This window comes from Cellulomonas sp. B6, from assembly GCF_001462455.1.
Classification (GTDB): Bacteria; Actinomycetota; Actinomycetes; order Actinomycetales; family Cellulomonadaceae; genus Cellulomonas.
In genome coordinates, this window is sequence record NZ_LNTD01000073.1 from 19,070 (window position 1) to 45,895 (window position 26,826).

General features: G+C 72.8%; 22 protein-coding genes, 2 tRNA genes and 1 pseudogene. 11 read left to right on the plus strand and 14 right to left on the minus strand.

What is annotated here, in order from left to right:
* Window positions 1-139: 139 nt before the first annotated feature.
* The 5 genes from ATM99_RS06635 (at window position 140) to ATM99_RS06655 (ending at window position 5,820) form a co-directional block, all read left to right on the plus strand.
* Window positions 140-2,560 carry a glycoside hydrolase family 9 protein gene (locus tag ATM99_RS06635; RefSeq protein ID WP_062102133.1) on the plus strand — a complete coding sequence of 807 codons (2,421 nt, stop codon included), beginning with the start codon at window positions 140-142 and terminating at the stop codon, window positions 2,558-2,560.
* Between the two features lie 269 nt (window positions 2,561-2,829).
* Complete coding sequence (locus tag ATM99_RS06640) at window positions 2,830-3,519, plus strand: GNAT family N-acetyltransferase (RefSeq protein ID WP_062102134.1); 690 nt, start codon at window positions 2,830-2,832, stop codon at window positions 3,517-3,519.
* A gap of 133 nt (window positions 3,520-3,652) precedes the next feature.
* On the plus strand, window positions 3,653-4,219 hold the full coding sequence (locus ATM99_RS06645) for a hypothetical protein (RefSeq protein WP_062102135.1): 567 nt from the start codon (window positions 3,653-3,655) through the stop codon (window positions 4,217-4,219).
* Window positions 4,206-5,228, plus strand: a complete 1,023-nt coding sequence (locus ATM99_RS06650) for a hypothetical protein (RefSeq protein WP_062102136.1) — start codon at window positions 4,206-4,208, stop codon at window positions 5,226-5,228. The genes ATM99_RS06645 and ATM99_RS06650 overlap by 14 nt, the downstream gene beginning before the upstream one ends.
* A 124-nt stretch (window positions 5,229-5,352) precedes the next feature.
* A complete protein-coding gene (locus ATM99_RS06655; protein ID WP_223304837.1) occupies window positions 5,353-5,820 on the plus strand; it encodes an ATP-binding protein in 468 nt (155 codons plus the stop codon).
* An 18-nt stretch (window positions 5,821-5,838) separates the two neighbouring features.
* Here ATM99_RS06655 and ATM99_RS19655 read toward each other — a convergent pair whose 3' ends face one another.
* Window positions 5,839-6,282 carry a GNAT family N-acetyltransferase gene (locus ATM99_RS19655; protein WP_223304841.1) on the minus strand — a complete coding sequence of 148 codons (444 nt, stop codon included), beginning with the start codon at window positions 6,280-6,282 and terminating at the stop codon, window positions 5,839-5,841.
* On the opposite strand from ATM99_RS19655, the gene ATM99_RS19660 reads away from it, so the two are divergent.
* Window positions 6,172-6,639 carry a hypothetical protein gene (locus tag ATM99_RS19660; RefSeq protein ID WP_223304843.1) on the plus strand — a complete coding sequence of 156 codons (468 nt, stop codon included), beginning with the start codon at window positions 6,172-6,174 and terminating at the stop codon, window positions 6,637-6,639. The two genes, ATM99_RS19655 and ATM99_RS19660, sit on opposite strands and share 111 nt — an antisense overlap.
* On the opposite strand, the gene ATM99_RS06665 is transcribed toward ATM99_RS19660, so the two are convergent.
* The 13 genes and pseudogenes from ATM99_RS06665 to dnaA form a co-directional block, all read right to left on the minus strand.
* A complete protein-coding gene (locus tag ATM99_RS06665; RefSeq protein WP_062102137.1) occupies window positions 6,605-6,997 on the minus strand; it encodes a MerR family transcriptional regulator in 393 nt (130 codons plus the stop codon). The genes ATM99_RS19660 and ATM99_RS06665 overlap by 35 nt on opposite strands.
* A complete protein-coding gene (locus ATM99_RS06670; RefSeq protein ID WP_062102138.1) occupies window positions 6,994-7,959 on the minus strand; it encodes an aldo/keto reductase in 966 nt (321 codons plus the stop codon). Before ATM99_RS06670 ends, ATM99_RS06665 begins: the two co-directional genes overlap by 4 nt.
* 127 nt (window positions 7,960-8,086) lie before the next feature.
* Window positions 8,087-8,159: transfer RNA gene (locus ATM99_RS06675), tRNA-Ala, on the minus strand.
* A gap of 16 nt (window positions 8,160-8,175) precedes the next feature.
* Window positions 8,176-8,295: a DLW-39 family protein gene (locus ATM99_RS19665; RefSeq protein WP_223304838.1), complete on the minus strand. Its 120-nt coding sequence runs from the start codon at window positions 8,293-8,295 to the stop codon at window positions 8,176-8,178.
* A 63-nt stretch (window positions 8,296-8,358) separates the two neighbouring features.
* Window positions 8,359-8,432, minus strand: a tRNA-Ile gene (locus tag ATM99_RS06680).
* Between the two features lie 133 nt (window positions 8,433-8,565).
* Window positions 8,566-9,423 carry a DUF3566 domain-containing protein gene (locus tag ATM99_RS06685; protein WP_062102139.1) on the minus strand — a complete coding sequence of 286 codons (858 nt, stop codon included), beginning with the start codon at window positions 9,421-9,423 and terminating at the stop codon, window positions 8,566-8,568.
* Window positions 9,420-12,014: a DNA gyrase subunit A gene (gyrA, locus tag ATM99_RS06690; RefSeq protein WP_062102140.1), complete on the minus strand. Its 2,595-nt coding sequence runs from the start codon at window positions 12,012-12,014 to the stop codon at window positions 9,420-9,422. The genes ATM99_RS06685 and gyrA overlap by 4 nt, the downstream gene beginning before the upstream one ends.
* A gap of 66 nt (window positions 12,015-12,080) precedes the next feature.
* Window positions 12,081-14,156, minus strand: coding sequence for a DNA topoisomerase (ATP-hydrolyzing) subunit B (gyrB, locus tag ATM99_RS06695; RefSeq protein WP_062102141.1), 2,076 nt, complete (start codon window positions 14,154-14,156; stop codon window positions 12,081-12,083).
* A 207-nt stretch (window positions 14,157-14,363) separates the two neighbouring features.
* A complete protein-coding gene (locus tag ATM99_RS06700; RefSeq protein WP_223304839.1) occupies window positions 14,364-15,077 on the minus strand; it encodes a DUF721 domain-containing protein in 714 nt (237 codons plus the stop codon).
* The gene (gene recF, locus ATM99_RS06705) at window positions 15,067-16,263 is read right to left on the minus strand and encodes a DNA replication/repair protein RecF (RefSeq protein WP_062102142.1); all 1,197 of its coding nucleotides are present in this window, start codon (window positions 16,261-16,263) and stop codon (window positions 15,067-15,069) included. The genes ATM99_RS06700 and recF overlap by 11 nt, the downstream gene beginning before the upstream one ends.
* A gap of 5 nt (window positions 16,264-16,268) precedes the next feature.
* Window positions 16,269-17,258 (minus strand): annotated as a pseudogene (gnd, locus tag ATM99_RS06710) (phosphogluconate dehydrogenase (NAD(+)-dependent, decarboxylating)); the annotation flags it as partial.
* A 28-nt stretch (window positions 17,259-17,286) separates the two neighbouring features.
* Complete coding sequence (gene dnaN / locus ATM99_RS06715; protein ID WP_062102144.1) at window positions 17,287-18,417, minus strand: DNA polymerase III subunit beta; 1,131 nt, start codon at window positions 18,415-18,417, stop codon at window positions 17,287-17,289.
* 803 nt (window positions 18,418-19,220) lie between these two features.
* A complete protein-coding gene (gene dnaA / locus ATM99_RS06720; RefSeq protein WP_062102145.1) occupies window positions 19,221-20,792 on the minus strand; it encodes a chromosomal replication initiator protein DnaA in 1,572 nt (523 codons plus the stop codon).
* A gap of 542 nt (window positions 20,793-21,334) precedes the next feature.
* Between dnaA and rpmH the strand changes: the two genes are divergently transcribed.
* From rpmH to ATM99_RS06745, 5 genes are all read left to right on the plus strand, one after another.
* Complete coding sequence (rpmH, locus tag ATM99_RS06725; protein ID WP_043601468.1) at window positions 21,335-21,472, plus strand: 50S ribosomal protein L34; 138 nt, start codon at window positions 21,335-21,337, stop codon at window positions 21,470-21,472.
* 11 nt (window positions 21,473-21,483) lie between these two features.
* On the plus strand, window positions 21,484-21,855 hold the full coding sequence (gene rnpA / locus ATM99_RS06730) for a ribonuclease P protein component (protein WP_062102146.1): 372 nt from the start codon (window positions 21,484-21,486) through the stop codon (window positions 21,853-21,855).
* Entirely contained in the window at window positions 21,852-22,139 is a 288-nt protein-coding gene (gene yidD / locus ATM99_RS06735; RefSeq protein ID WP_062102147.1) for a membrane protein insertion efficiency factor YidD, read from the plus strand. The genes rnpA and yidD overlap by 4 nt, the downstream gene beginning before the upstream one ends.
* Window positions 22,140-22,157: 18 nt before the next feature.
* Window positions 22,158-23,288: a membrane protein insertase YidC gene (gene yidC / locus ATM99_RS06740; protein WP_062102148.1), complete on the plus strand. Its 1,131-nt coding sequence runs from the start codon at window positions 22,158-22,160 to the stop codon at window positions 23,286-23,288.
* Window positions 23,289-23,352: 64 nt separating this feature from the next.
* The gene (locus ATM99_RS06745; RefSeq protein WP_062102149.1) at window positions 23,353-23,868 is read left to right on the plus strand and encodes a R3H domain-containing nucleic acid-binding protein; all 516 of its coding nucleotides are present in this window, start codon (window positions 23,353-23,355) and stop codon (window positions 23,866-23,868) included.
* The last annotated feature ends 2,958 nt before the right edge of the window (window positions 23,869-26,826 follow it).

Consider the following 26,826-nt stretch of genomic DNA (forward strand, 5'->3'; position numbering starts at 1 on the left):
GGCCGTTGACCGTCCTCGTGGCCCGTCAGGACGATCGCCGTACGCCCCCTCCCTCGGCGCGACGACGTCGTCGCGCCCCGGCGGCGGGACGTGGGAGCGCTCCACCGGCGCTCCTCCCCCTCGTCGTGAAGGGACGCCGATGTCTCGCCTCTCCTCCCCCGGCCCACGCCCCGGCCGGCGTCGTGCCCTCTGGGCCGGCGCCGCTGCCGCCGCCGTCGCCCTCGGTGCGCTCGTGCCCGTCCAGGCGGCCCAGGCCGCACCGGCGTACAACTACGCCGAGGCGCTGCAGAAGTCGATGTTCTTCTACCAGGCGCAGCGCTCGGGCGACCTGCCCGACGACTTCCCCGTGTCGTGGCGCGGCGACTCCGGGCTCGACGACGGCAAGGACGTCGGCAAGGACCTCACGGGCGGCTGGTACGACGCGGGCGACCACGTGAAGTTCGGCCTGCCGATGGCCTTCACCACCACGATGCTCGCGTGGGGCGCGATCGAGAGCCCCGAGGGCTACGCCCAGGCGGGCCAGCTCGACGAGCTGCGCGACAACCTGCGCTGGGTGAACGACTACTTCGTCAAGGCCCACACCGCGCCGAACGAGCTCTACGTCCAGGTGGGGAAGGGCGACGACGACCACAAGTGGTGGGGCCCCGCCGAGGTCATGACGATGGCCCGTCCCGCGTACAAGATCAGCGCGACCTGCCCCGGGTCCGACGCCGCCGGTGAGACGGCGGCCGCGCTGGCGTCCTCCTCGATCGTCTTCCGGACCACCGACCCCGCCTACGCCGCGACCCTGCTGACCCACGCGACGCAGCTGTACTCGTTCGCCGACACGTACCGCGGCAGCTACTCCGACTGCGTCACGGACGCCCAGTCGTTCTACAAGTCGTGGTCGGGCTACCAGGACGAGCTCGTGTGGGGCGCGTACTGGTTGTACAAGGCGACGGGTGACGCGACGTACCTCGCGAAGGCGGAGACCGAGTACGACAAGCTGAGCAACCAGAACCAGACGAACCTCAAGTCGTACAAGTGGACGGTCGCGTGGGACGACAAGTCCTACGCGATGTACGCGCTGCTCGCGATGGAGACGGGCAAGCAGAGGTACGTCGACGACGCGAACCGCTGGCTGGACTACTGGACGTCGGGCTACAACGGCGAGCGGATCACCTACTCCCCCGGCGGCATGGCCGTGCTCGACTCGTGGGGCGCGCTGCGGTACGCCGCGAACACGTCGTTCGTCGCGCTCGTGTACAGCGACTGGCTCACCGACCCCACCCGCAAGGCGCGGTACCAGGCCTTCGGCGTGCGGCAGATCGACTACGCGCTGGGCGACAACCCGCGGAAGTCGTCGTACGTCGTCGGGTTCGGCGCCAACCCCCCGCAGAACCCGCACCACCGCACGGCGCACGGCTCGTGGCAGGACTCCAGCAAGGTGCCGGTCGAGACGCGGCACGTGCTCTACGGCGCCCTGGTCGGCGGCCCGGGGTCCGCGAACGACGCGTACACCGACAGCCGCGACGACTACGTGGCCAACGAGGTCGCGACCGACTACAACGCCGGCTTCACCAGCGCGCTGGCCTACCTCGCGGGACGGTACGGCGGCACCCCGCTCGCAGGGTTCCCCGTGGCGGAGACGCCCGACCAGGACGAGCTGTTCGTCGAGGCCAAGCTCAACCAGCCGCAGTCCGGGGCGTTCACCGAGGTCAAGGCCATCATCCGCAACCGGTCGGCGTTCCCCGCGCGGTCGCTGAAGGACGCGTCGATCCGCTACTGGTTCACGCTCGACGAGGGCGTGCCCGCCTCCAGCCTGTCGGTGTCGACCAACTACAGCGAGTGCGGGGCCCAGCCTGCCTCGGTACACCAGGCATCGGGCTCGCTGTACTACGCCGAGATCGCCTGCGCGGGGCAGGACATCCACCCGGGGGGACAGTCGCAGCACCGGCGCGAGATCCAGTTCCGCGTGCAGGGCACGTTGCAGTGGAACGCGCTGAACGACCCGTCGTTCGCGGGCCTGCCGGCGACGGGCGACCCGGTCAAGACGCGGGCGATCACCCTGTACGACAAGGGCGTGCTGGTCTGGGGCACGGAGCCGGGCGGGCCGACGCCGACCCCGACGCCGACGGTCACCGCCACGCCGACGCCGACCCCCACGCCGACCCCGACGCCGACGGTCAGCCCGACCCCGACCGTCACCCCGACGCCCACACCCTCCGTCACGCCCACACCGACGCCCACGCCGACCTCGGGCCCGGCCACCTGCGCGGTGACGTACACCGCGAGCAGCTGGAGCACGGGCTTCACGGCGTCGGTGCGCCTGAAGAACACCTCGGCGACGCCACTGACCTGGTCGTTGACGTTCGACCTGGCGTCGGGGCAGCAGGTGACGCAGGGCTGGAGCGCGACGTGGTCGCAGACCGGCGCGAGGGTCACCGCGACGGGTGCCGCGTGGAACGCCACGCTCGCGCCGGGGGCGTCGGTGGACCTGGGCTTCAACGGCTCGCACACCGGCCAGAACCCGACCCCGACAGCGTTCGCCGTCAACGGGACGGCCTGCGTGACGGGCTGACGATCGGGTCCCGGTCCGGCTCGACCTCGCGGTCGCCGGACCGGGACCGTTCCACCCCCGGGGTCTGCGGCCACGCCCACGGCCCCGGACGCGGCGTCCTCCACGGGGGTGAGGGGACGCCGGACGAGGGCGCCGCCCGGCACGGGCGGCGCCCTCGTGGGCTGCGCGGACTGCTCCCCTGCGCGCCCCGTGCGCCCGGGCGCCGCGCACGCGCCGTCGTGGCGGTCTCCCGGTTGACCGGCCACCCCCGACGCGAGGACCCTGCGGGCATGACCGACGCGCCGCCCGCCCTCGCCCCCCTGACCGACGTCGAGATCTGGCCGCTCACGGGGCTGCGCGTCGTGGCGGGCGACCTCGAGCTGCGCGCACCGGACGACCGCATGCTGCTGGACCTCGCGCGGCTCGCCGCGCAGGGCGTGCACCGTGAGGACTACATGCCGTTCGTCGTGCCGTGGACCCGCGGCACGCCCACGCAGGTCGCGCGCGGGGTGATGACGTACCAGTGGGGCCTGCGGCAGCGGACGACGCCGACGGACTGGGCGATCGAGCTCGCCGTGGTGCGTGACGGCGAGCCCCTGGGCCTGCAGGGCATGTACGCCAAGGACTTCCGGATCACGCGCACGGCGGAGACGGGCTCGTGGCTGGGGCTGCGGCACCAGCACGGCGGCGTCGGCACGCGCATGCGCCTGATGATCCTGCACCTGCTCTTCGAGGGTCTGGGCGCCGAGCGTGCGACGAGCTCGGCGTTCGTCGACAACCCGGGGTCGTCGGGCGTCAGCCGCAAGGTCGGGTACCGGCACAACGGGAGCGTCCTCCAGGTGCGTGAGGGCGCGCCGGTCGAGAGCCAGCTGTACCTGCTGGACCGCGCGGGCTGGGACGCCCGCCCGGACGAGCTGCGGCTCGACGTGCGGATCGAGGGTCTGGGGCCGGTCCGCGAGCAGCTCGGGCTGGACTCCTGACAGGACGTCGCGCCGTCGGGCCGGTGCTCTTTGCCTGCGCTCGACGTGCTCGTGGCGCTTTCCCACCCTTGGCCTGACGATCCCGCGACCGAGGTCCCTGGGCAGCGTCGACGCGGAGGGGTACCGTCCCCGCATGCAGCTCGCCGATCTCCAGGCCCGGGTCCGGATCGCCCTCACCGCGACCCTCGTGGACGACTGGACGATGTTCGCCCCGTCCGCCGGCACGAGCCGACCGACCGAGCGCACCGTCTCGTTCCACCTCGGCTGGAACCTGCGGGGCACGATCGAGAAGACCTGGGACGTCGACGCGGACTACGACCGCTCGGGCATGGTGCTCGAGGAGTCGGTGCGTCTCGACGGCCCGTCCCATCGCGCGCCGCACCTGATCGTCCACCACCGCGGGCGCCTCGGCCCCGAGCACAACCTGCTGCTCGTCGAGCTGACGTCGGACGCCGCGACGTCCGAGCCGGGGTCGGCCGACCTCGGGGTCGCGCAGGCGATCCAGCGCCGCTTCGGCTACCGCTACGCGGTCGTGCTGGACCTGCGGCTCACCGACGACGCCGCGACCGCCGCGGTGCACCCGCACTGGCACTGGTCGACGCTCGACGAGGGCCGCGTGACCGACCAGCCGCAGCCCGTCTACACGGACGACGTGCTGGCGGACGTCCTGTCGCGAGCACGGGCCGGTGCCCGCGCCTGACGCCGTGACGACCCCCGACGCCGTGGACGCGTCCAGGCTGCTCGCCGGCCCACGGGGGCGGTCGCTGTGCTGGGCGGTCGTCGTCGACGCCGTGCCCGAGGCCTCGGTGGCCCTCCACACCGCGACGACCGATCCCGCCCGGACCGGTGACGTCGTCGACGCCCTGCGGCGCGTCGGCGCCGTGGACGCGACGCACGCGCGGCTGTCGCGCGCGCTCGCCGCCGCGGTCGACGACGCCATGTACTGGCAGCCGCCGGACGCGGGGGACGCCGTCCTGGCCGACCCGCGCGTCGTCGCGGCGCTCGAGCCCGTCGCCCGCGCCGTGCTCGCGGCACCGGCGGCGGCGTGGTGGTCGCAGCCCTGCGCGACGGCGTCGCAGGTCCTCACGTCGTACGACGACGCGGCACCCACCCGTCCCGAGCGCGCGCTCGCCGCGCTCGACGCGTGGCGGGCCACGTGCACCGAGGAGGAGCGGCGGGCCGGCGGGCGCCGCCGACCCGTCGGCGGGCCGTGGTGGAGCACCCCGGCCTTCGCGGGCCTTGCCCGGACGACCCGGCGCCTGCCCGACGGCACGGCGCCGGGCTTCGATCTCGTCGAGGACGGGTTCGGCTGGGACGCGGTGACCGCGTACGACGTCGACGTCCCGGCCGGCGCACGGGTCCTCGAGCTCACCCGCCCCGAGGACGTCGTCGCGCTGGTCGAGGCGTTCCCGCTCGAGGTGACGGCCTCCCGGCAGCGAGACTGGTGCGAGACGACGGGCCGGTCGGGCCGGTGGCTGATGCCCGACCACCGCGCGGTCGCCGACGTCTACGACGGCGTGCACCTGACGGTGCTCGGGTGGGCCGCCGCGGCCGGGCGGGCGCTGCCCGTGGGGGAGGGAACTGCGACCGTGCTGGCCGGCTGGGACCCGGACTCGACCTACTGGTACACCGACGACATCGCGATCTGTACGCCGGGGGAGCGGTGGCACCGCGACGACACCCGCTGGCGGCGCGCCGGCGCGCGCTGACGCGCCGACCCGGCCCCGGACCGCACCCGTCGGGACGGCCTCGACGGGCACCGGACGCGCTTCCGGGTGCGGGATCGACCGCACCCTGTGAGGCTCGTCCTCTCACCATGTCGAGGAGGGGCGTGTGTCGGACGGCGGAGCGGTGTTCGAGGTGCCGGATGCGGATGCGGGGCTGCCCCTGAGCCGCCCGCCCGAGGGGTTCGAGCCGGTGCGGCGGTGGTCGCTGGAGACGACCGCGCAGCTGCGTGCGCTGCGGCACGAGCTCGCGAGCACGATCGCCGAGGGCGAGGCCGTCGGCCTGCAGGACCTGGCCGGCACGCCCAAGAAGGTGGTGCTCATCGCGACCGAGCTCGCCGCGAACGCGCTCACGCACGGGCTGCCGCCCACGATCGTGCAGCTCTCGCGCCGCGACGACAGCTGGCTGCTCGACGTGGCCGACCACGACCCGGAGTCGGTCCCGGTCTACGCGGGCCTGCGGATCACCGGGGCGGGTGGGCTCGGCCTGCACCTCGCCCGGCAGCTGTCGCTCGAGGTCGGCTGGTACACCACGGACTCGACCAAGAACATCTGGGCGACGTTCCCCGTCCGCTGACGGCCGGACCGGACGCGGTCAGCCTCGCCCGGGCAGCGGGTCGGTCGCGAGGACCGCGAACACGAGCGTGTCGGTCCACCTGCCCTTGCTCCACCAGTCCTGCCGGAAGTGGGCCTCGCGGTGCACCCCGACGCGCGCCGCCAGTGCCGCGGACGCCGTGTTGCGTGCGTCCGTCTGCGCGGTGACCCGGTGCAGGCCGTAGCGCGCGAACGCGACGTGAAGGACGGCGGCGACGGCCTCCGAGGCCAGCCCGCAGCCGCCGTGCTCGGGGTCCAGGACCCACCCGATCTCCGCGACGCGGCGGTCGCGGTCGGTGAACCAGAGCGTCACGTCGCCCACGGGCGTGCCGTCGTGCTCGACCACCACCGCCAGCGCGCCGTCCTCGCCGTCGAGGTCGGTGCGGGCGACGCGCGTGGCGACGTGGCGCTCCGCGTCCTGCCTGGTCCAGGGGTCGTCGAGCAGGTACCACGCGACGTCGGGGCGGCCGTAGACGCGCTGACGATCCTCACGGACGTCGTGCCCGCGTGGTGCGCCGTTCTCGGGTGGGCCGTCGCCGGTCTCGGGATGGGCGTGGCCTTCAACGCCTCGACCACCGAGACCCTCGGGCAGGCCCCGGCGTCCCAGCAGGGGCTCGTCAGCAGCTCGCTGCAGCTCGCGCAGACCCTGGCCACGGCACTCGTCGCCGGCGTCGGTGGCGCCGCGCTCGCGCACGCCGGCACCTCGGTCCCCGCCCTGCGGACCGCCCTCGTCGCCGTGTTCGTGGCGACCGGCGTCCTCGCGGGGCTCAGCGTGCTCCTGGCGCGCCGGCTGCGGCCGTGAGGCGCGCGTCGTAGTCCGCGATCTTGCCGTCGATCACGCCCAGGGAGCGCGTGAGCGCCGCGATGCGGGCCGTCAGGACCTCCCGGTGCGCCCGGAGCAGCGCGAGCCGCTCCGGGACGCCCGCGGGATCCTGACGGACCAGGCCGGTGAACGTCGCGATCTCCGCGAGCGGCATTCCCGTGTCCCGCAGGTGGAGCAGCACCTCGAGCAGGTGCACGTCGTGCTCGGCGTACCGACGCCGCCCCCCGGCGTCCCGGTCCGCCGGGGGCAGCACACCCGCACGCTCGTAGTAGCGCAGCGCGTCGACGCTCAGCCCCAGCCGCCGCGCGACGTCGCCGATCGGGTAGCCGTCGCTCACGGGCCCACCGTACGGGCGGCGTCCAGCGCCGTCACGACGTCCGCCGGCAGGCGCGTGCCGACGGCACGGACCGCCGACGCGAGCTGGTCCGGGCTCGACACGCCCACGACGGGCAGGACGGGACGGGTGCGCGACGTCATCCAGGCGAGCACCACCTGCCCCGCGTCCAGGCCCGTGACCCGGGACGCCTCCGCGAGGGCCGCGAGCTGCGTCGCCGTGCCGCGGTGCCGGTAGCCGTCCGGCAGCGCACGGTCGGACCGGGTGTAGGCGCCCGAGAGCAGCGACGAGTACCCCGTGAGCGTCGCCCCGGCCGCGTCCGCGACCTCGGCGAGGTCGTCGTCGAGCAGCACGTGCGGGTACAGGTCCGTGCCGGGCACGGGCGTCAGGTAGCTGAAGCGCTGCTGCACGACGGCGTACGCCGGGCCCGGGCCGGCGGCCCGCAGCGCCTCCGCGAACCGCGGCGCGGTGATGTTCGAGCACCCGATGGCGCGCGCCCGACCGCGGCGCACCTCGTCCTGCAGGGCACCGACGGTCTCCGCGAGCGGGACGCTCGTGTCGTCGACGTGCGCGTAGAGCAGGTCGACGTGGTCGGTGCCCAACCGACGGAGGCTGTCGTCGAGCTGCGTCCGCACGGCCTGCGCGCCCAGACCCAGCCCGTCCGCGACCGACGTGCCGCCCGGACGAGGACGCGCGCCGACCTTCGTCGCGAGCGTCACGCGGTCCCGGGCCCCCGGGCGTGCGGCGAACCACGCGCGCAGCGTCCGCTCCGACTCGTCACCCGTGCCGCCGTCGACCCAGAACGCGTAGTTGTTTGCCGTGTCGACGAACGTCGCCCCCGTGTCGAGCGCGGCGTCGAGCACCGCGTGCGCGGTGCGCTCGTCGACCAGCGTGCCGAAGTACATCGCACCCACGGCGAGCGGGGGGACCGAGGGACCGTGCGTGCCGAGCGTCGTCGTCTCCATGCCCCGCACCCTGGCACCTGGAGCGCTCTCCAGGTCAAGCGCTGTCCCGCGCCGGGCGCCGTCCTTGCCCGGCCCGGACGACGCGAGGCGCCCCACCGCCGGTGGGACGCCTCGCGTCAGGATCCTGTGGAGCCAAGGGGACTCGAACCCCTAACCCCCTGCTTGCAAAGCAGGTGCGCTACCAATTGCGCCATGGCCCCCGGTCGAGCCGACCGGTCACTCGAAGGTGTCGGTGACCTCGGCCCACAGGTCGCGCTCGTCGCGGTCCTGCGCGTACTTCTGCCAGGCGACGTAGCCGACGGCCGCGACGGCGGCCAGGAGCAGGATCTTCTTCATCGGGTCCCCCGTCTCGGGTGCTTCCGGTCGATCCACGGGGCGCGCGGTGCACGCCGTGCAGGGTGGGCCTAACAGGACTTGAACCTGTGACCTCTTCCTTATCAGGGAAGCGCTCTAACCGTCTGAGCTATAGGCCCGTCACGCCACCCGACGACGCCGGTCCCGCGAGGAACCGCACCGGTGGGGGCGACGGTCGAGACTACCCCAGGCGAGCCGTCGCGCCCAAACCGGCGGACAGGGGCCCTGCGGCCCACCCGGGGAGTCGACGGATCACTCGTCCGTCATGGTCACGTGCACGCCGCCGACGAGCGCCGCCACGATGTTGTAGAGGAACGCGCCGATCGTCGCGAGGGCCGTCAGCAGGAACACGTCGATGACCGCGACGAGCGTGGCCGCGGACACGGTCTTCTCGAAGGAGACGTAGTCCATGATCGTGAGCGGCGTGCTGGCGCCCACGACCTGCTTGACCAGGCTGTCGATCGTCGAGAACACGTGCAGGCCGTCGAGCGTGAACCACACGACGACCGCCGCGACGACGATCATGATGCCGACCGCGACCGACAGCAGGAACGCGAGCTTCATGACCGACCACGGGTCGACGCGCGAGACGGCGAGCCGGACGCGGCGCGGGCCACCACCGCCCACCGAGGGGACGCGGCCGGTCGCCGGACGGGCGGTCGCCCCGGTCACGGGCGGCGTGGACCGCGGCGCGGGGCGCTCAGCGGTCGACGAACCCGCCTTCGACGGTGTCGTGGTCATGTCGGCATCCTCGGTGCGGGGTCGGGTCAGCTGAGCGTACGCCCTGGAGAGGCCGGAACCCGTGGCTCCGGCGGCCTTCTTGAACCACACGGTGGTCGCGTCGACCGCCGTCACCAGGGGAGAGGGCTGCTCGGACCCGCGGCCCACCTCGCCGTCGGGGCGCGGAGCGGGCACCTCCTGCGACGCCGGGGTGGCCGTCAGCGGCGACGCCTCGGCGGTCTTCCCGCCGGCCGGGGCCGCCGAGGCGCCCCCGCCCCTGTCCTGCCGTGCCGGACCGGCCCCGCCCGAGGCCGCGGGGCGTGCGCCACCGGCCGTCACGGGCGTCGTGGGCCGCTTGCGCGGCGGGATCGAGGGGGGCGTCTCGCTCATGCGTCCTCCGAGGGCCGGTCGCCGCTGTCAGGCACCGCCCTCTCCGGGTCCGGTACGTCGGTTGCGTCGGGATTGCTGACGTTCCCGTCCACGGTACCGCCATCGTCCGTGAGGTGTCGTTCGCTGTTGCGGGCCACCGCGATGATGCGGTCGCCGGCGTCCGGCTTGGCGAAGATCACGCCCTGGGTGTTGCGTCCCGTGGCGTTGACCTCGGACGTCGAGGACCGCACGATCTTGCCGCGCTCCATGATGACGAGCACCTCGTCGTCGGTGTCCGTCACGAGGGCGCCCACGAGCTCGCCGTTCGCCTCGGGCAGGTTCGCGACCTTGATGCCGAGCCCGCCGCGGCCCTGCTGACGGTAGTTCTCGACCGTCAGCGCCGTGCGCTTGGCGATCCCGCCCTCGGTCACGGTGAACAGGAACGCGTCCTCGCGCACGACGTCCATCGCGAGCAGGTCGTCGTCGCCCCGGAACTTCATGCCGGTGACGCCGCTCGTCGCACGACCCATGGGCCGCAGCGCCTCGTCGGACGCCGTGAAGCGCACCGACTGGCCGAGCCGGGACACCAGGATGACGTCCTGGTCGGAGTCGACCAGGCGCGCCGAGACCAGCTCGTCGGCCCGGCCCTCGTCGTCCTCGCGCAGGTTGATCGCGATGACGCCGCCCGTGCGGTTCGAGTCGTACTCCGTCAGGCGCGTCTTCTTCACCAGGCCGCGGCGCGTCGCGAGCACCAGGTGCTCGGCCTGCTCGTAGTCGCGCAGGTCCAGGACCTGCGCGATCTTCTCGCCCGGCTGGAAGGCCAGCAGGTTCGCGACGTGCTGACCCTTGGCGTCCCGGCCGCCCTCGGGCAGCTCGTACGCCTTCGCGCGGTACACGCGGCCCAGGTTCGTGAAGAACAGCAGCCAGTGGTGCGTCGTCGTGACGAAGAAGTGGTCGACGATGTCGTCCTCGCGCAGCTGCGCGCCGCGCACGCCCTTGCCGCCGCGACGCTGCGCGCGGTACGCGTCGACGCGCGTGCGCTTGGCGTAGCCGCCGCGCGTGATCGTGACGACCACGTCCTCCTCGGCGATGAGGTCCTCGATCGAGACCTCGCCGTCGAACGGCAGGATGTGCGTGCGCCGCTCGTCGCCGTACTTGTCGACGATCGTCGCGAGCTCCTCCGACACGATCGTGCGCTGCCGCTCGGGCGAGCCGAGGATCTCGTTGAGCTCGGTGATGATCGCCTGCAGCTTGGCGTGCTCCTCGAGGATCTCCTGGCGCTGCAGCGCCGCCAGGCGGCGCAGCTGCAGGTTGAGGATGGCCTGCGCCTGCTCCTCGTCGATGCCGAGGAGCTCCATGAGGCCCGTGCGCGCGACCTCGGCGTCGGGGGAGCGCCGGATCAGCGCGATGACCTCGTCGAGCGCGTCCAGCGCCTTGAGGTACCCGCGGTAGATGTGGATGCGGGCCTCGGCCTGCGCCAGGCGGTACCGCGTGCGGCGCTGGATGACGTCGATCTGGTGCGACGTCCAGTGCCGCACGAACGCGTCGAGGCTCAGCGTGCGCGGCACGCCGTCGACCAGCGCGAGCATGTTCGCGCCGAACGTGTCCTGCAGCTGGGTGTGCTTGTACAGGTTGTTGAGCACGACCTTCGCGACCGCGTCGCGCTTGAGCACGATCACCAGACGCTGGCCGGTGCGGCCCGACGTCTCGTCGCGGATGTCGGCGATGCCCTGCACGCGGCCCTCGCGGACCAGGTCGGCGATCTTCTTCGCGAGCGTGTCGGGGTTCACCTGGTACGGCAGCTCGGTGACCACGAGGCACTGCCGGCCCTGGATCTCCTCGACCTCCACGACGGCACGCATCGTGATCGAGCCGCGGCCCGTGCGGTAGGCGTCGTCGATGCCGCGCAGCCCCAGGATCGTGGCCGCCGTCGGGAAGTCGGGGCCCTTGATGCGCTGCATGAGCGCCTCGAGCAGCTCCTCCTTGGTGGCCTCCGGGTTCTCCAGGTGCCACTGCACGCCCGCCGCGACCTCGCGCAGGTTGTGCGGCGGGATGTTCGTCGCCATGCCCACGGCGATGCCGGCCGAGCCGTTGACCAGCAGGTTCGGGAACCGCGACGGCAGGACCGTGGGCTCCTGCGTGTGGCCGTCGTAGTTGTCCTGGAAGTCGACCGCGTCCTCGTCGATGTCGCGGACCATCTCCATGGCCAGCGGCGCCATCTTGCACTCGGTGTACCGCGGCGCAGCGGCCGGGTCGTCGCCGGGGGAGCCGAAGTTGCCCTGCCCCGCGACCAGCGGGTACCGCATCGACCAGTCCTGCACGAGGCGGACGAGGGCGTCGTAGATCGCCGTGTCGCCGTGCGGGTGGTACTTGCCCATGACGTCGCCGACGACGCGGCTGCACTTGGAGAACTGCCGGTCGGGCCGGTAGCCGCCGTCGTACATCGCGTAGAGCACGCGGCGGTGCACGGGCTTGAGCCCGTCACGCACGTCCGGCAGCGCGCGGCCGACGATGACGGCCATCGCGTAGTCCAGGTACGAGCGCTGCATCTCGAGCTGCAGGTCGACCTGCTCGATGCGGCCGTGCTCGATGTCGCCGGGGGTCTCGGTCACGTGCGGGTCACTCCAGTCGTCGGCGCGAGGTCAGGTGCGGGCGGGCCGGGGGCACCGGCGCCCGCGTCAGATGTCGAGGAAGCGGACGTCCTTGGCGTTGCGCTGGATGAACGAGCGCCGCGCCTCGACGTCCTCGCCCATCAGCACCGAGAAGATCTCGTCCGCGGCCGCGGCCTCGTCGAGCGTCACCTGCAGCAGCGTGCGGTGCTCGGGCGACATGGTCGTCTCCCAGAGCTCCGAGTAGTCCATCTCGCCCAGACCCTTGTAGCGCTGGATCGCGTTCTCCTTGGGCAGCCGCTTGCCGTTGGCGCGACCCTCGGTGACGAACGCGTCCCGCTCGCGGTCCGAGTAGACGTAGTCGTGGTCCGCGTTGGTCCACTTGATGCGGTACAGCGGCGGCTGCGCCATGTACACGTGCCCGGCCGTGATGAGCTCGGGCATGTACCGGAACAGCAGCGTGAGCAGCAGCGTGCGGATGTGCTGGCCGTCGACGTCGGCGTCGGCCATGAGCACGATCTTGTGGTACCGCAGCTTCGAGACGTCGAAGTCCTCGCCGATGCCGGTGCCGAACGCCGTGATGAGCGCCTGCACCTCCTGGTTGCTCAGCGCCTTGTCGAGGCGCGCACGCTCGACGTTGAGGATCTTGCCGCGGATCGGCATGATCGCCTGCGTCCGCGGGTTGCGGCCCCGCACGGCCGAGCCGCCGGCCGAGTCGCCCTCGACGATGAAGACCTCGCACTCCTCCGGCCGGTTGGACTGGCAGTCCTTGAGCTTGCCGGGCATCGAGTGCGAGTCGAGCAGACCCTTGCGCCGGGTCGCCTCGCGGGCCTTGCGGGCCGCGAGCCGCGCGGCCGCGGCCTGGATCGACTTGCGGATGACGTCCTTCGCCTCGTTCGGGTGCGCGTCGAGCCACGCGCCGAGCTGGTCGTTGACGACCGACTGCACGAACCGCTTGGCGTCGGTGTTGCCGAGCTTGGTCTTGGTCTGGCCCTCGAACTGCGGCTCGCCGAGCTTGACGGAGATGACGGCGGTGAGCCCCTCGCGGATGTCGTCGCCCGTGAGGTTCTCCTCCTTCTCCTTGAGGATGTTCTTCTCGCGCGCGTAGCGGTTGATGAGCGAGGTCATCGCCGCACGGAAGCCCTCCTCGTGCGTGCCGCCCTCGGTCGTCGAGATCGTGTTGGCGTACGTGTGCACCGACTCCGAGTACGCGGTGGTCCACTGCAGCGCGATCTCCACCGAGATCTTGCGGACCGTGTCCTCGGCCTCGAAGTCGATGACGTCGGGGTGGACGACCTCGACCTTCTTGGTCGAGTTGAGGTGCTTGACGTAGTCGACCAGGCCGCCGTCGTAGCGGTACGACACCGTGCGCGGGGCGGCGCCCTCGCCGGCCGTCGCGCTCTCGCCCGCGATCTCGTCGTCGGTGTCGGTGTGCTGCGGGCGCTCGTCGACCAGCGTGATGCGCAGACCCTTGTTGAGGAACGCCATCTGCTGGAAGCGCGCGCGCAGCGTCTCGAAGTCGTAGTCGACGGTCTCGAAGATCGACGGGTCCGCCCAGAACGTCTGCGACGTGCCGGTCTCGTCCGTCGCCTCACCCTGCTGCAGCTCGCCGACCGGCTTGCCGCCGTCGGCGAAGTCCATGATCCACGTCGAGCCGTCGCGCTTGACCACGGTGTGCACGCGCGTCGACAGCGCGTTGACCACCGAGATGCCGACGCCGTGCAGACCGCCCGAGACGGCGTACCCGCTGCCGCCGAACTTGCCGCCCGCGTGCAGGATCGTCATGACGACCTCGACCGTGGGCCGGCCCTCGGTGGGGTGGATCGCGACGGGGATGCCGCGACCGTTGTCCGTGACGCGCACGCCGCCGTCGGCGAGCAGCGTCACCTCGATCGTGTCGCAGTACCCGGCCAGCGCCTCGTCGACGGAGTTGTCGACCACCTCGTACACCAGGTGGTGCAGACCCCGCGCACCGGTCGAGCCGATGTACATGCCCGGGCGCTTGCGGACCGCCTCGAGACCCTCGAGGACCGTGATGGCGCTCGCGTCGTAGTCGCCCCCGCTCGGACGGGCGGGCGCGGGTGCGCCGCCCTGCCCCTCGTCGGTCGGGTCCTGCGGGTCGAGAGGGGTGCTCTGGTCGGCCACGGGCAGCGGTTCTCCTCGAGAGCTCGGTACGCGCCAGGCGCGTCGTGAGCGGCTGGCGGCCGTCGGGAGTCCGGATCACCCCACGGCGGCGGAGTTCTCGTCTCACGAGGGCAGGCAGGCGGCTCTGTTGACCTGTCCAGTCTACCTCCCGGGCGCCCGTTCCCGGGCAGGTCGCGCACAGGGTGTCACGGCCTCCGCCCCGCGCGGTCAGCCGTAGGTGTCACGCGGGCCGCGACCCGCGACCCGCCGCGCGCCACGACCGAAGCCGTGACCCACCGGTCCCAGCACGTCCACCTGCACCACGACGCCCGACCCGAGGGCCTCGTCGAACCGCGCCAGCATCGCCGGAGCCAGCAGGCGCAGGTTCGCCGCCCAGGCCGTCGACGACGCCCGCACCGTCAGCAGGCCGGCGGTGAACGAGACGAACTCGCAGTGGTCCGCGACCTGCGGACCGACGATCTGCGCCCACCGGTGCACCAGGTCGCCCACCACGAGGCCCGGCTCCCAGCCGAGGTCCCGCGCCAGCAGCCCCGCCGAGATCGCGAGCGGCTGCGGGTCGCGCGGACCCGGAGCCGACCCGCTGCTCACCGGGCGCGCCGGCGTCACGCCGGGACGCAGGCCACGGGCCCGGGCCGCCGCCTTGGCCCGCGCGAGCGCGGCGCGGGCCACCTGCTCGGGCGGCGTGAGGTCGACGAGCTCGGCGACCGGCACGCCGTCGGGCACGACCGTCGGGGCGGGCAGCAGCGCGTCGTCGTCACCCGCGGACGACGCCGCGGGGGAGGACACGGGGGAGGACACGGCGGGCGAGGACGTGCCGGCCGCGGGCCGGGCCGCACCGTCCGTGCCGGGACGTGCGCGGCCCGTCGGGCCCGCGGCGGCGGACGTGCGGCGGGGCCGCGCGGCCCCGCGCTCAGCGGACACGCGCGACCTCGCCGCCGAGCACGTCGACCCGCGCACCGGCCAGCGGCTCCGGGACGTCCTGCGGCACGGCCGCCGTCACCAGGACCTGCCGCGCACCGGCCACCAGCTCGGCCAGCCGCTCGCGGCGGCGCGTGTCCAGCTCGGCGAACACGTCGTCGAGGATCAGCACCGGCTCGCCGTCCGGGCCCCAGTCGGCCGCCCAGGCGCCGTGGTCGTCGACGCCGTGGGTGAGCAGCTCGTACGACGCGAGACGCAGCGCGAGCGCGACCGACCACGACTCCCCGTGGCTCGCGTACCCCTTCGCGGGGAGGTCGCCCAGGGTCAGCGCGAGGTCGTCCCGGTGCGGACCGACCAGGCACACGCCCCGCTCGATCTCCTTGGAGCGCAGCCGTCCCATCGCCTCGAGGAGCAGACCCTCGACCGTCGCGGCGTCCGCCGCGGGCGGCAGCGCCGGGTCGTCCTCGGTGCGGCCCAGTGCCGCGTCGAGCGACGCGCGGTACACGAGCCCCAGCTCACCCTGCCCCGCGCTGACCTGCCGGTAGGCGTCCGCCGCGCGCGGGCGCAGGGCCGCGACCAGCGCCTGCCGCGCCACGACGACCTGCGCGCCCGTGGCCGCGAGCTTCGCGTCCCACACGTCGAGCGTGCGCAGGTCGGCGCCCGTGCGCGCACGCGACGCGGCCGCCGCGGACTTCAGCAGCGCCGACCGCTGCCTGAGCACGCGGTCGTAGTCGCCCAGGACACCCGCGATGCGCGGCGTGAGCTGCACGAGCAGGTCGTCGAGGAACCGCCGGCGGCCGTCGGGGTCGCCCTTGACGAGCGCGAGGTCCTCGGGCGCGAAGAGCACCGTGCGCAGGATGCCCAGCACGTCGCGCGCCCGCCCCGGCGACCCGCCGTTGATGCGCGAGCGGTTGGCCTTGCCCGGCGTGACCTCGACCTCGACGAGCGTCGCGCGCTCCTCGCGGACCACCTTGGCGCGCACGACCGCCCGCGACGTCCCGGCACGCACGAGCGCGGCGTCCGACGGGACCCGGTGGCTCCCCAACGTCGCGACGTACCCGACCGCCTCGACGAGGTTCGTCTTGCCCTGCCCGTTGGGCCCGACGAGCGCGGTGATGCCCGGGTCGAGGGGCAGCTCGACCTGCGGGTACGACCGGAAGTCGGTGAGGGACAGGTGCGCGACGTACACGCGGGTCAGGCCTCCGACGTGGGTGGAGCCGTCGGCGTCACGGTGTCGCCGCCGGCCGCGCGCACCGCGTGGCCGCCGAACTGCTGGCGCAGCGCCGCGACGGCCTTCATGGCCGGCGACTCGCCCTGCCGCGAGGAGAACCGGGCGAACAGCGAGGCCGCGATGACCGGGGCCGGCACGGCCAGGTCGATGGCCTCGTCGACGGTCCAGCGGCCCTCGCCCGAGTCCTCGACCCAGTCGTCGATCGCCGCGAACCGCGGGTCCTCGTGCAGCGCCTGCACCAGGAGGTCGAGCAGCCACGAGCGCACGACGGTGCCCTTGGTCCACGCGCGCATGGTCGCCGGGACGTCGGTGATGAGGTCCTTCGCCGCGAGCAGCTCGTAGCCCTCGGCGTACGCCTGCATGAGGCCGTACTCGATGCCGTTGTGGACCATCTTCGCGTAGTGGCCGGCGCCGACCGGCCCCGCGTGCACGAAACCGTCGCCGCGCTCGCCCTCCGGTCGCAGCGCGTCGAACACGGGCATCGCCCGTTCGACGTCGGCCGCGTCGCCGCCGACCATGAGGCCGTAGCCGTTCTCCAGGCCCCAGATGCCGCCGGAGACACCGGCGTCGATGAAGCCGATGCCGTGCTCGGCGAGCGTCGCGGCGTGCGCCGCGTCGTCCTGGTAGTACGAGTTGCCGCCGTCGATCACCAGGTCGCCGGCCGTCAGCAGCCCCGCGAGGTCCTGGATCACGGCGTCGGTGACCGGGCCCGACGGCACCATCACCCACACGACGCGCTCGCCCGCGGGCAGCGCCTCCGCCAGCGCCTCGAGCGTCGGGACGTCCGTCACGTCGGGGTTGCGGTCGAACCCCGTGACCTCGATGCCGGCCTCACGGATGCGTGCGCGCATGTTCGCGCCCATCTTGCCCAGCCCGACCAGACCGATGTGCATGCCTCGCCCCTCTCGACGCGGGCCACGTCGCTCGACGTGGCGCCCCCGCCACTGTGCCGCACGTGCGGCCCGCCCGCGCGAGCGGTGATCAGCTCGCGAAGCGGATCGGCACCAGCAGGTAGCGGTAGTCCTTGCGGTCGTCGCTCTCGAGCGACTCCTGGCCCGTGAACTCCACGGGCTTGTTCGGGTGCGTGAACGACATCCGCACGAAGGTGGTGTCGAGGGCGCCCAGACCGTCGGCCAGGAAGTGCGGGTTGAAGGCCACCGAGATGTCGTCGCCGACGAGCACGGCCTCCAGCGCCTCGGACGCCTGGGCGTCGTCGCCCTGGCCGGCGTCGAGGACGACCTGGCCGTCGCTGAACGTCAGCCGGATCGGGGTGTTGCGCTCCGCGACGAGCGCGACGCGCTTGGCGGCCTCGGCCAGCTGCTGACGGTTGACGATCGCGTGGATCGGCGTCTCGTCGGGGAAGAGGCGGCGCACGGGCGGGTAGTCGCCGTCGACGAGCAGGCTCGTGGTCTGGCGACCGCCGGCCTCGAAGCCGATGAGGTCGACGCCGCCGCCGGTGGACAGCGAGACCTGCACCGAGCCGGACCCGCCGAGCGACTTCGCGGCGTCGGACAGGGTGCGGGCGCGCACGAGCGCGACGGCCTCGACGTCGGGGCTCGCGGGCTTCCACGTCATCTCGCGCAGCGCCAGGCGGTACCGGTCCGTCGCCAGCAGCGTGACCTTCTCGCCGACGATCTCGACCCGGACGCCCGTGAGGAGCGGGAGCGTGTCGTCGCGGCTGGCCGCGACGGAGACCTGCGCGACCGCATGGGTCAGCTCGTCGCCGTCGACCGTGCCCGTGACGGGCGGCATCGCCGGCAGGTTCGGGTAGTCCTCTACCGGCATCGTCAGCAGCGTGAAGCGGCTGGCACCGCACGTGACCTGCACCTTGGTGCCGTCCAGGACGACGTCCACGGGCTTGGCGGGCAGGGCACGAGAGATCTCGGCGAGCAGACGGCCCGAGACGAGCACCGTCCCCGGCTCGCTGACGTCGGCGGGGAGCTGGGCACGTGCCGAGACCTCGTAGTCGAAGCTCGACAGCTGGATCGCACCCGACGAGTCGGCCTCGATGCGCACGCCCGCGAGGACGGGCACGGGCGGCCGGGTGGGCAGGCTGCGTGCGGTCCACGTGACGGCGTCGGCGAGCACGTCACGATCGACGCGGAACCTCATGCATCACCTTCTCGTCGTCCTGCCCGGGTCGGCACGCACGTCGTCGTGGACGTGCGTGCGCCGGGCGTTGGCGGGGCTGAGCCGAAGACTACGCGACAGGTCCGACGCCCGGTACACGGTCGGGGCCTCGTCTCGGTGCCTCGCCCCGGACCCACTGTCCGACCTGCGGTGCGCCGTCGCACCAGCGCAGCCCAGCGTCGGTGTGTGGATCTCTTCCTGGGAGATGGGTCGTCATCGTCGTCGGGGCTGTGGGTGGTGTGGACAACGGCTCGGTGTGCAGGTCAGCGGCCACTTCCGGGTGTGTGGCGGGGTGTGGTCGAGCGGGTCGACGTCCGTGGACGCCGGTGGACGTCCGCGACGGCGTCCACCGGCGTCCACCGACGCGCCCGCTGCCGTCCACATCCGTGTCGCGTGTCGTCCACCGTCGTCCACAGGTCTGTGCACAGGTGTGAACATTCGTCCCATGCGTGTTTCACCCGCAGCCTGGGGACGACGTCAAGCAGTTCGTCCCGGTTTGACGTGAGAGTCCTCTCACGCCCGCGTCGGCGCGACGCCGCCCACGATCGACGACGCGACGGCCTCGTCGTCGCCCCGTGCGGGCGACGACGCAGGTCAGGGCCGCACGTCGCGGAGGCCGGAGCGGCGCCACGCCCGACACGCCCGTTCAGGTGATCGGTTTCACATGTGTCCCCAGGCGGTGGGCAAACCTGTGGACAACGCGCGTGGCGCGGTGGAGGAGATGGCATCAAAGCGGACATCCGCGGCGCGTGCACGGCACCGCGGACCCCACCGCGGCGGTCCGGTCAGCCGCGGTGCTGCTGCTTGATGCGGTTGGTCAGCTCGGTCACCTGGTTGTAGATCGACCGACGCTCCGCCATGAGCTCGCGGATCTTGCGGTTCGCGTGCATCACCGTCGTGTGGTCACGCCCGCCGAACGCCTGACCGATCTTCGGCAGCGACAGGTCCGTCAGCTCGCGGCACAGGTACATCGCGATCTGGCGGGCCGTCACCAGCACCCGCGAGCGGCTCGAGCCGCACAGGTCCTCGATGCTCAGGCCGAAGTAGGCGGCGGTCTGCCCGATGACGGTGGTCGCCGTGATCTCCTGCGTCTGGTCGTCCGTGATCAGGTCCTTGAGGACGATCTCGGCCAGCGACACGTCGACGAGCTGCCGGTTGAGGTTCGCGAACGCCGTGACGCGGATCAGCGCGCCCTCGAGCTCGCGGATGTTCGTGGAGATGCGCGACGCGATGTACTCGAGCACGTCGTCCGGGGCCTGCAGCCGTTCGCTCGCGGCCTTCTTGCGCAGGATCGCGATCCGCGTCTCGAGGTCCGGCGGCTGCACGTCCGTGATGAGGCCCCACTCGAACCGCGACCGCATGCGGTCCTCGAAGCCGTTGAGCTGCTTGGGCGGCAGGTCGGACGTGATCACGACCTGCTTGCTCGCGTTGTGGAGCGTGTTGAACGTGTGGAAGAACTCCTCCATCGTCTGTTCCTTGCCCTGCAGGAACTGGATGTCGTCGATGAGCAGGACGTCGACCTCGCGGTAGCGGCGCTGGAACGCGCCCGCCTTGCCCTCGCTGATGGAGTTGATGAAGTCGTTGGTGAACTCCTCCGAGTTCACGTACCGCACGCGGACCGTCGGGTACAGGTTCTGCGCGTAGTGACCGATCGCGTGCAGCAGGTGCGTCTTGCCCAGGCCCGAGTCGCCGTAGATGAACAGCGGGTTGTAGGCCTTGGCCGGCGCCTCGGCGACCGCCACGGCCGCGGCGTGCGCGAACCGGTTGGACGACCCGATGACGAACGTCTCGAACAGGTACTTGGGGTTGAGACGAGCGGGCTCGGACATCGCGCGGCGCGGTGCGGGACCGGAGCCGTCGATGGCTCGCAGCGCCGGGCGGACGTCGGGCGTCTCCTCCCGGGGCACGGCGACGGCGCGTGGCTCGTTGGCGTCGTCACCGGCGTCGTCACGCGGCGAGAAGCCGGGGTGCGAGGTCACGAGGGCCAGGTCCGGGCGCCCGTCGTCGTCGGCCTCGTACGCGGTCGCGCTCGGGGCGGACGGGCCGGCCGGGGCCGGGGGGACCACCCGCAGCGCGGGGGGAACGTCGCCCGCGACCTCGGGGTCGACGGTGATCGCGAACCGCGCCTCCCGGCCGAGCGCCTCGCCGAGCGCCTGCGTGACCTCGGCGCGGACGCGGGTCTCGAGGTACTCCTTGGTCAGGTCGTTGCCGACGGCGAGGAGCATCGTGCCGTCCAGGACGCCCAGCGGGTGGGCGAGTCGGACGAAGGCCAGCTGCCGCGGGGTGATGTCGGGGCTCGCCTCGAGGCTCGCGACGACGTGTCCCCACACCCGGGCCGGTTCTTCGTCCTGTGACAACGTCCTACCTCAGTGATCGGTCCTGCGGGGCCGGGCGAGTCTGGCACGGCCAGGCGTCGTCCACATAGTTGTCCACACCTGTGAGTGCCAGCCGTGCCGGGTCGTGCCGCGGTTGCGGGGACCGCGTCGTCCCGTCGTCCACAGGGTCCGCCGGGCCGTCGTCCGCAGACCGGGGCGTGCAGCCGCGCGGCACGACGACCACCGACTCTAGTGGCGAGCGCCGAGGCGAAGAAGCGCGCGAGGGGGTGAGACCGACGACACGCCGGACCACCTCCCGTCCTAGGCGTCCGACCTGCGGTATCGCAGTGGGGACGAGCCGTGGTCCGGTCGTCCGACCGACGACGACGTCCGTCGTACCCTGCTGCATTTGACCCCGCTGCTCACCGCGGCGTAGCGTGGCCCAGCCTTCCGACGGCTCCGTCCGGCGCGCCCTGACGCCTTCGCACGTGTCCTTGCGTGCGATCCCTGGAGCGGTGGACGACGGCACCTGTACCTGGTCGTGCGGCTCCGCACGATCGTGACGAGAACGTGTGGAGAACGTCGTGACCAAGCGCACCTTCCAGCCGAACAACCGGCGCCGGGCCAAGACCCACGGCTTCCGCCTGCGGATGCGCACGCGCGCCGGCCGCGCCATCCTCGCGGCGCGTCGCCGCAAGGGGCGCGCCGAGCTCTCGGCCTGACGCCAGCCCCGGTGCTCCCCGCAGCGCACCGGATGCGCCGCTCTGCCGACTTCCAGCAGACGGTGCGTCGGGGCGCGCGCGGGGGACGCGACACCCTCGTCGTGCACCTGACGACGACGACCGACCCCGGCCCGCCGGCGGTCGGTCTCGTCGTCTCCAAGGCCGTGGGCAACGCCGTGACGCGCAACCGTGTCCGGCGTCGGCTCCGTGCGCTGCTCGCGGCGCGCGTCCACCGCTGGGCGCCGGGCACGCTGGTCGTGGTCCGCGCGCAGCCGGACGCCGCGTCGGCGACGTCCGCCCAGCTCGCCCGCGATCTCGACGGCGGTATCGCGGCGGCCGAGCGGCGAGCGGCACGACGTCCCGAGAGCCCGGTGTCGGCGTGAGGCGCGCGTGGGCCGTGGTCCGTCGGACCCCTGCCCGTGTACTTCTCGGCCTGCTGTGGGTGTACCAGCACGTCGTCTCGCCGATCACGCCTCCGACCTGCAGGTTCTACCCCTCCTGCTCGCAGTACGCGGTGATCGCGGTGCAGCGACACGGAGCCGTGCGCGGCACCGCGCTCGCAGCCCGACGCCTGCTGCGGTGCCACCCCTGGAACCCCGGTGGGGTCGACGACGTTCCACCGTCGCGGCACCACCACGCCTTCGACGCGGCCCCCGCCGCTCACTGACGCTCTCGAGGACGCCTCATGCCCTGGATGGACGGCCTGCTCTTCCCGCTCATGGTCGCGGTCGCGTGGATCATGGTGCGCTTCCACGACCTGCTGACGTGGGTCGGCCTCGACCCCGCCAGCGGCGCCGCCTGGGCGCTGTCGATCGTCGGTCTCGTGATCGTCATGCGGATCCTGCTGATCCCGCTCTTCTTCAAGCAGATCAAGGCGTCGCGCGGCATGCAGCTCGTGCAGCCCGAGATGCAGGCGCTGCAGAAGAAGTACAAGGGCAAGACGGACCCCGCGTCCCGCGAGGCGATGAGCCGCGAGATGATGGAGCTCTACCGGAAGCACGGGACCAACCCGTTCGCCTCCTGCCTGCCGATCCTGCTGCAGTCGCCCATCTTCTTCGCCCTGTTCCGGGTGCTCTACGAGCTGCCCAGCCTCGCCGCCGGCACCTACACGCGTGCCGAGTCGATCGGCCCGCTCACGCGGGAGCTCGCCGCCCAGGCCGAGCAGGCGACGATCTGGGGCGCCCCGCTGTCGGGCACCTTCATGCAGTGGGACGGGAACTGGCACATCCGCGTCGTGACGATCGTGCTGATCGTCGCGATGTCGGTCACCACCTTCACCACGCAGCGTCAGCTGACCATGAAGAACATGCCGCCGGCCGCCCTCACAGGGCCGATGGCCCAGCAGCAGAAGATCCTGCTGTACGTCCTGCCGTTCATCTTCGCGGTCTCGGGCGTGAACTTCCCGATCGGTGTCCTCATCTACTGGACCACGACCAACCTGTGGTCGATGGGGCAGCAGTTCTACACGATCCGCCGGATGCCGGCGCCCGGGTCGCAGGCGGAGAAGGCGCTCAAGGAGCGCCAGGCCCGCAAGGCTGCGGCGCGCGGCGAGACCATCGAGGAGGCCTCGACCGCGACGGCGCTCATCGACGAGAAGCCGCGGGGGCAGCGGCAGCAGCCCAAGCGCAAGGACCGCGCGAAGGCGCGTCCCGCGCAGCCCGGCGACGCGACCGCCGCGTCCGTGTCGGATGCCGTCGTCGATCCGACCGAGGACGTCCCGGAGGACGCCGCTGACGCGCCCCCGCCGGCGCCGCGCAAGAAGCGCAAGGGTCCGTCGGGCGGCGGCTCCGCGCCGGGCGGCACCAGCCGGTCCTGACCACCACCCGTCGGAGGTCCGTGCTCGGGCTGACGACCGTGCGACATCGCTGAACGGAGAAGACATGGGTACGACCGAGCCGGCCACCGGCACCGACGCCGACGTCGTGACGCGCCTGGAGGAGGAGGGCGAGATCGCGGCCGACTACCTCGAGGAGTTCCTCGACATCGCCGACCTCGACGGCGACATCGACATCGACGTCGACCACGGCCGCGCCGCCGTCGAGATCGTGGGGGAGGACGGGGGCGACGCCGCCGCGCTGCGTCGTCTGGTCGGAGCCGACGGGCAGGTCCTCGACGCGCTGCAGGAACTCACGCGCCTCGCGGTCCAGACCAAGACCGGTGAGCGCAGCCGCCTCATGCTGGACATCGCTGGTTACCGGGCCCAGCGACGGACCGAGCTGGTCGCCGTCGCCCGCACGGCCATCGACGAGGTGAAGAGCAGCGGTGCGGCAGTGACGCTCGCGGCGATGAACCCGTTCGAGCGCAAGGTCGTGCACGACGCCGTCGCCGAGGCCGGCCTCGTGAGCGACTCGGTCGGTGTCGAGCCCGACCGGCGCGTGGTGGTCAAGCCCGCGTAGCAGCATCGGCCCGGCGGAGCCCGGGCGCTCGCGCAGGGACGCAGGGCGGACGACCTCGGTCGTCCGCCCTGCGTCGTCTCTGACGGGAGATCACAGACCGTGGCGGGTGCGTTCGGGTTCGCCGCCGGCTCCGAGCACGCGGGGTGGCCGGTCCGCAGGGTGATGTGCGGTCGCCCGATGGGTCTCAGGAGAACCGCGCAGGGCGAAACTGGCCCGCCGAGAGAGTCGGAACAGGGGTCTGGAGTTCTCCAGGAACGATCCTCCTGGCGTTTCGTGCTCCGACGGGCCGTGTTTTCGGTCCCTGTCGCGCGCAGGATGGCGCTCCACGAACGGCTTATGCCCGATTCTCGGACGCGTGCGCCTGGCCCTCGCACCGGGCTCGACGCCCTCCGGTCCGTCGGTGGCCGGCGGCATGATGCGCGTCGCACGCCGGTTCGTCGCACGTGCCGGTGATCACGGTGGGCGCGTCGCACTCCTCGTACAGGCGGGGCTCTGCGATCGTTCACCATGGGCGCGTGGGATCGGTGCCCGCGAGGTGGGGCGCGCGCACAGGTGTGCCGCCTCCTGACGCGGCCGCGATCGACGCGGCACACCGCCGCGGATCGGTGAGGGCGGCCGGCGGACCTACTGCCGTCGTATGTCCGCGGGGGAGGGATGCGCCACCCCGGGACGCGTGATCGGCGTCGCCTCACGCGGCGGGCGTAGGCAGTGAGGATCAGCGGCTCGCCGAACGGATGCATCGCTTGCCCATCGGCGAGTGCCGCTCGGCCGGCGGTGCTCTGTGGGATCACGGCGACTGCCGCTCTCGTCACCGCGGAGGTGCGTGGGTCGCTCGATGTCTCTGTTGGTGCGAGGGCGCCGGACGTGGAGGAGTGTCGACGTCCGACGCAGGGTCAGGCCGGCAGCCCCGACGCCGCGCCGCGCTCGTGGCGCTGTTTCACGTGGAACGCGGCGACTGAGGGGAGGGGCCCTTGCCCGACTCGTTCGCGCGCGAGCTGCCCTCGTGTTCCCCGGCCTGTTGCCGCCGTGTTCCACGTGAAACACGGCGGGCGCGAGCGGGAGAGTCGCCACGGGACGCGTCGTATCCACTGTTCTCCGTCGTCAACTTGGGCGAGCGATGGTACGTGCGCGCACGCGCGCTCCGTCTGTCGGTGGTGTGTCCGCCGGGGGTGCTCTGGATGACCTAGGACGGAGTTCGGCGGCGCGCCGCCATGATGCGACCACGTCCCGCCGAGCGGTCGGCGGATCGCGGGACAGCTGAGGCCCAGGCGGTGCAGCACTACGTTCGTGACCCACATGTGTGGGTTCCACGTGGAACGAACGCCACACACCGACCTGCCCTTGGTGCTTCCGCGCTTCCCTATCTGGGTGTCCGATCGGCCGGACGCTCAGACTCCGCTGCGCTCGCTGCGCGGTCGTGCGGATGCACGCCACGTTTCACGTGGAACACACCAGTGCGCGGACGGCTGGTGCCCGTGCGGGACCATGCGCGGAGCGCCGTTCATCTCGTTCGCGGACGATGATCGACGAGAACTGGGCCTCCAGGACCGTCCGCGCACCGTGCTCGACGTGAGGCGGGGAGCGGGGTCCGCTCTCGTGGGCGCGAACGGCGCCGCGTGCTGGGTGGGCTCAACTCTCCGTCGCGCTGAGCGCAGAGCAGAGGGTGGTCGGTCTCGCCAGCGTGCGGACAGCCAGCGCCGTCGCCGCCGTCTCGCTCGACCGTCGGGGCGATCCGAGCGCCATTCGGGCCTGTCGCAACGGGTGCCGCGTTCGGGCCGGGGCGCGCGGTCGAGCAGTGCCGGTGACCGCGCGGGAGCGAGCAGCGGACGACGATCCGCCCGGTGCCGCGCCTCCTTCCGTCGGTATGCGACGGCCGTCGGGCGTCGCGCCGTCTCGAGCTCGTGAGCGCCGTGGCGACGCGTCGGGCGCCCGTCTCATCGGTCCCGGGGTAGGCCGGTGCTCCTGCGCCCTACGAGAGGGCCGTGGCAGTCGGGGAGCGACGCGTCACCGGGAGAGCCTCGTCATGAGTGCGGTGCCAGGGACGGTGCGACTCCGTACGCCTCACGCTCCGGCCGCCAGAGGGCCGGTCGGTGTCGCCGGTGTGGTGGCAGCCGCTCAGCCCGCCCGCCAGGGAGGCCTGCATGGCTCGGTCGCCAACAAGTCCCCGAGCGAGCGTCGCGCAGCAGGTGGGCGGTCCGTCGCGTGCGGGGCGTGGCGCCGGCGTGAGACGCGGCTTCCGACACGCCGTGCGCTGCGCCGAGCGCACGGCGTGGTCGAGACCGCGGCCGCGCGCCGAGTGCCGCTCAGGCGACGTCGGCTCGTGGACGCGCATCGACGGTGGATGGAGGTGCGGCTGCGAGGTCCCGTCGACGGACGCAACGCAGCGTGCGGCGCCCATCGTGCGCCGAGCGCCCCGCGCCGTGTGGTCCGCGGCGGAGTCGCGACCTGTGGGCCGTACGCAGGGAGGCCATGGCACGAACAGCGTCGCGGCCGTCGCAGGGTGTACGTGCGCCCCTGAGCGCACGCCCCCTCCTGGCGGGACGGACGGACGGGCGACGGCGTTGCCCTCCGCCGACGCTGATGGCGGATCGGTGAGGGCCTCGTCGCCGCAGACACGGACCCGGCGGGGTGCGCGGGTCGACACGGCTGGTCGCCGTGCTCCGTCGCGCGCGGACGCATCCGGTGTGTCGCTCAGGTGGCGGTCCGTGCCAGGGGTGTGCGGGTCAGCGGGCCGACATCGCGCGCGGGCGTAACCGCGGCGGTGGTCATCTGCGTTGTTCCACGGGGGACCGACCGGTCGGGCGGGTGGTGGCGCGGGGGTGACGACGATGGCCGGTCCGGAGTGCCCGCCCATGTCCTCCCCGGGGCCGTTCTCTTGCGTGCAAGCGTCCGGCCGGAGTCACCCGCGCCGTGCGATGCGGCGCCGGGTGCGGTGCGTGTGGTCGGGGAGGCGGGGAG

Bases quoted from the DNA above. Each gene is read 5' to 3' on its own strand.
- ATM99_RS06635 (WP_062102133.1), top strand. From the start codon at position 140: ATGTCTCGCCTCTCCTCCCCCGGCCCACGCCCCGGCCGGCGTCGTGCC.
- ATM99_RS06640 (WP_062102134.1), top strand. From the start codon at position 2,830: ATGACCGACGCGCCGCCCGCCCTCGCCCCCCTGACCGACGTCGAGATC.
- ATM99_RS06645 (WP_062102135.1), top strand. From the start codon at position 3,653: ATGCAGCTCGCCGATCTCCAGGCCCGGGTCCGGATCGCCCTCACCGCG.
- ATM99_RS06670 (WP_062102138.1), bottom strand. From the start codon at position 7,959: ATGGAGACGACGACGCTCGGCACGCACGGTCCCTCGGTCCCCCCGCTC.
- ATM99_RS19665 (WP_223304838.1), bottom strand. From the start codon at position 8,295: ATGAAGAAGATCCTGCTCCTGGCCGCCGTCGCGGCCGTCGGCTACGTC.
- ATM99_RS06685 (WP_062102139.1), bottom strand. From the start codon at position 9,423: ATGAGCGAGACGCCCCCCTCGATCCCGCCGCGCAAGCGGCCCACGACG.
- dnaN (WP_062102144.1), bottom strand. From the start codon at position 18,417: ATGAGGTTCCGCGTCGATCGTGACGTGCTCGCCGACGCCGTCACGTGG.
- yidC (WP_062102148.1), top strand. From the start codon at position 22,158: ATGCCCTGGATGGACGGCCTGCTCTTCCCGCTCATGGTCGCGGTCGCG.
- ATM99_RS06745 (WP_062102149.1), top strand. From the start codon at position 23,353: ATGGGTACGACCGAGCCGGCCACCGGCACCGACGCCGACGTCGTGACG.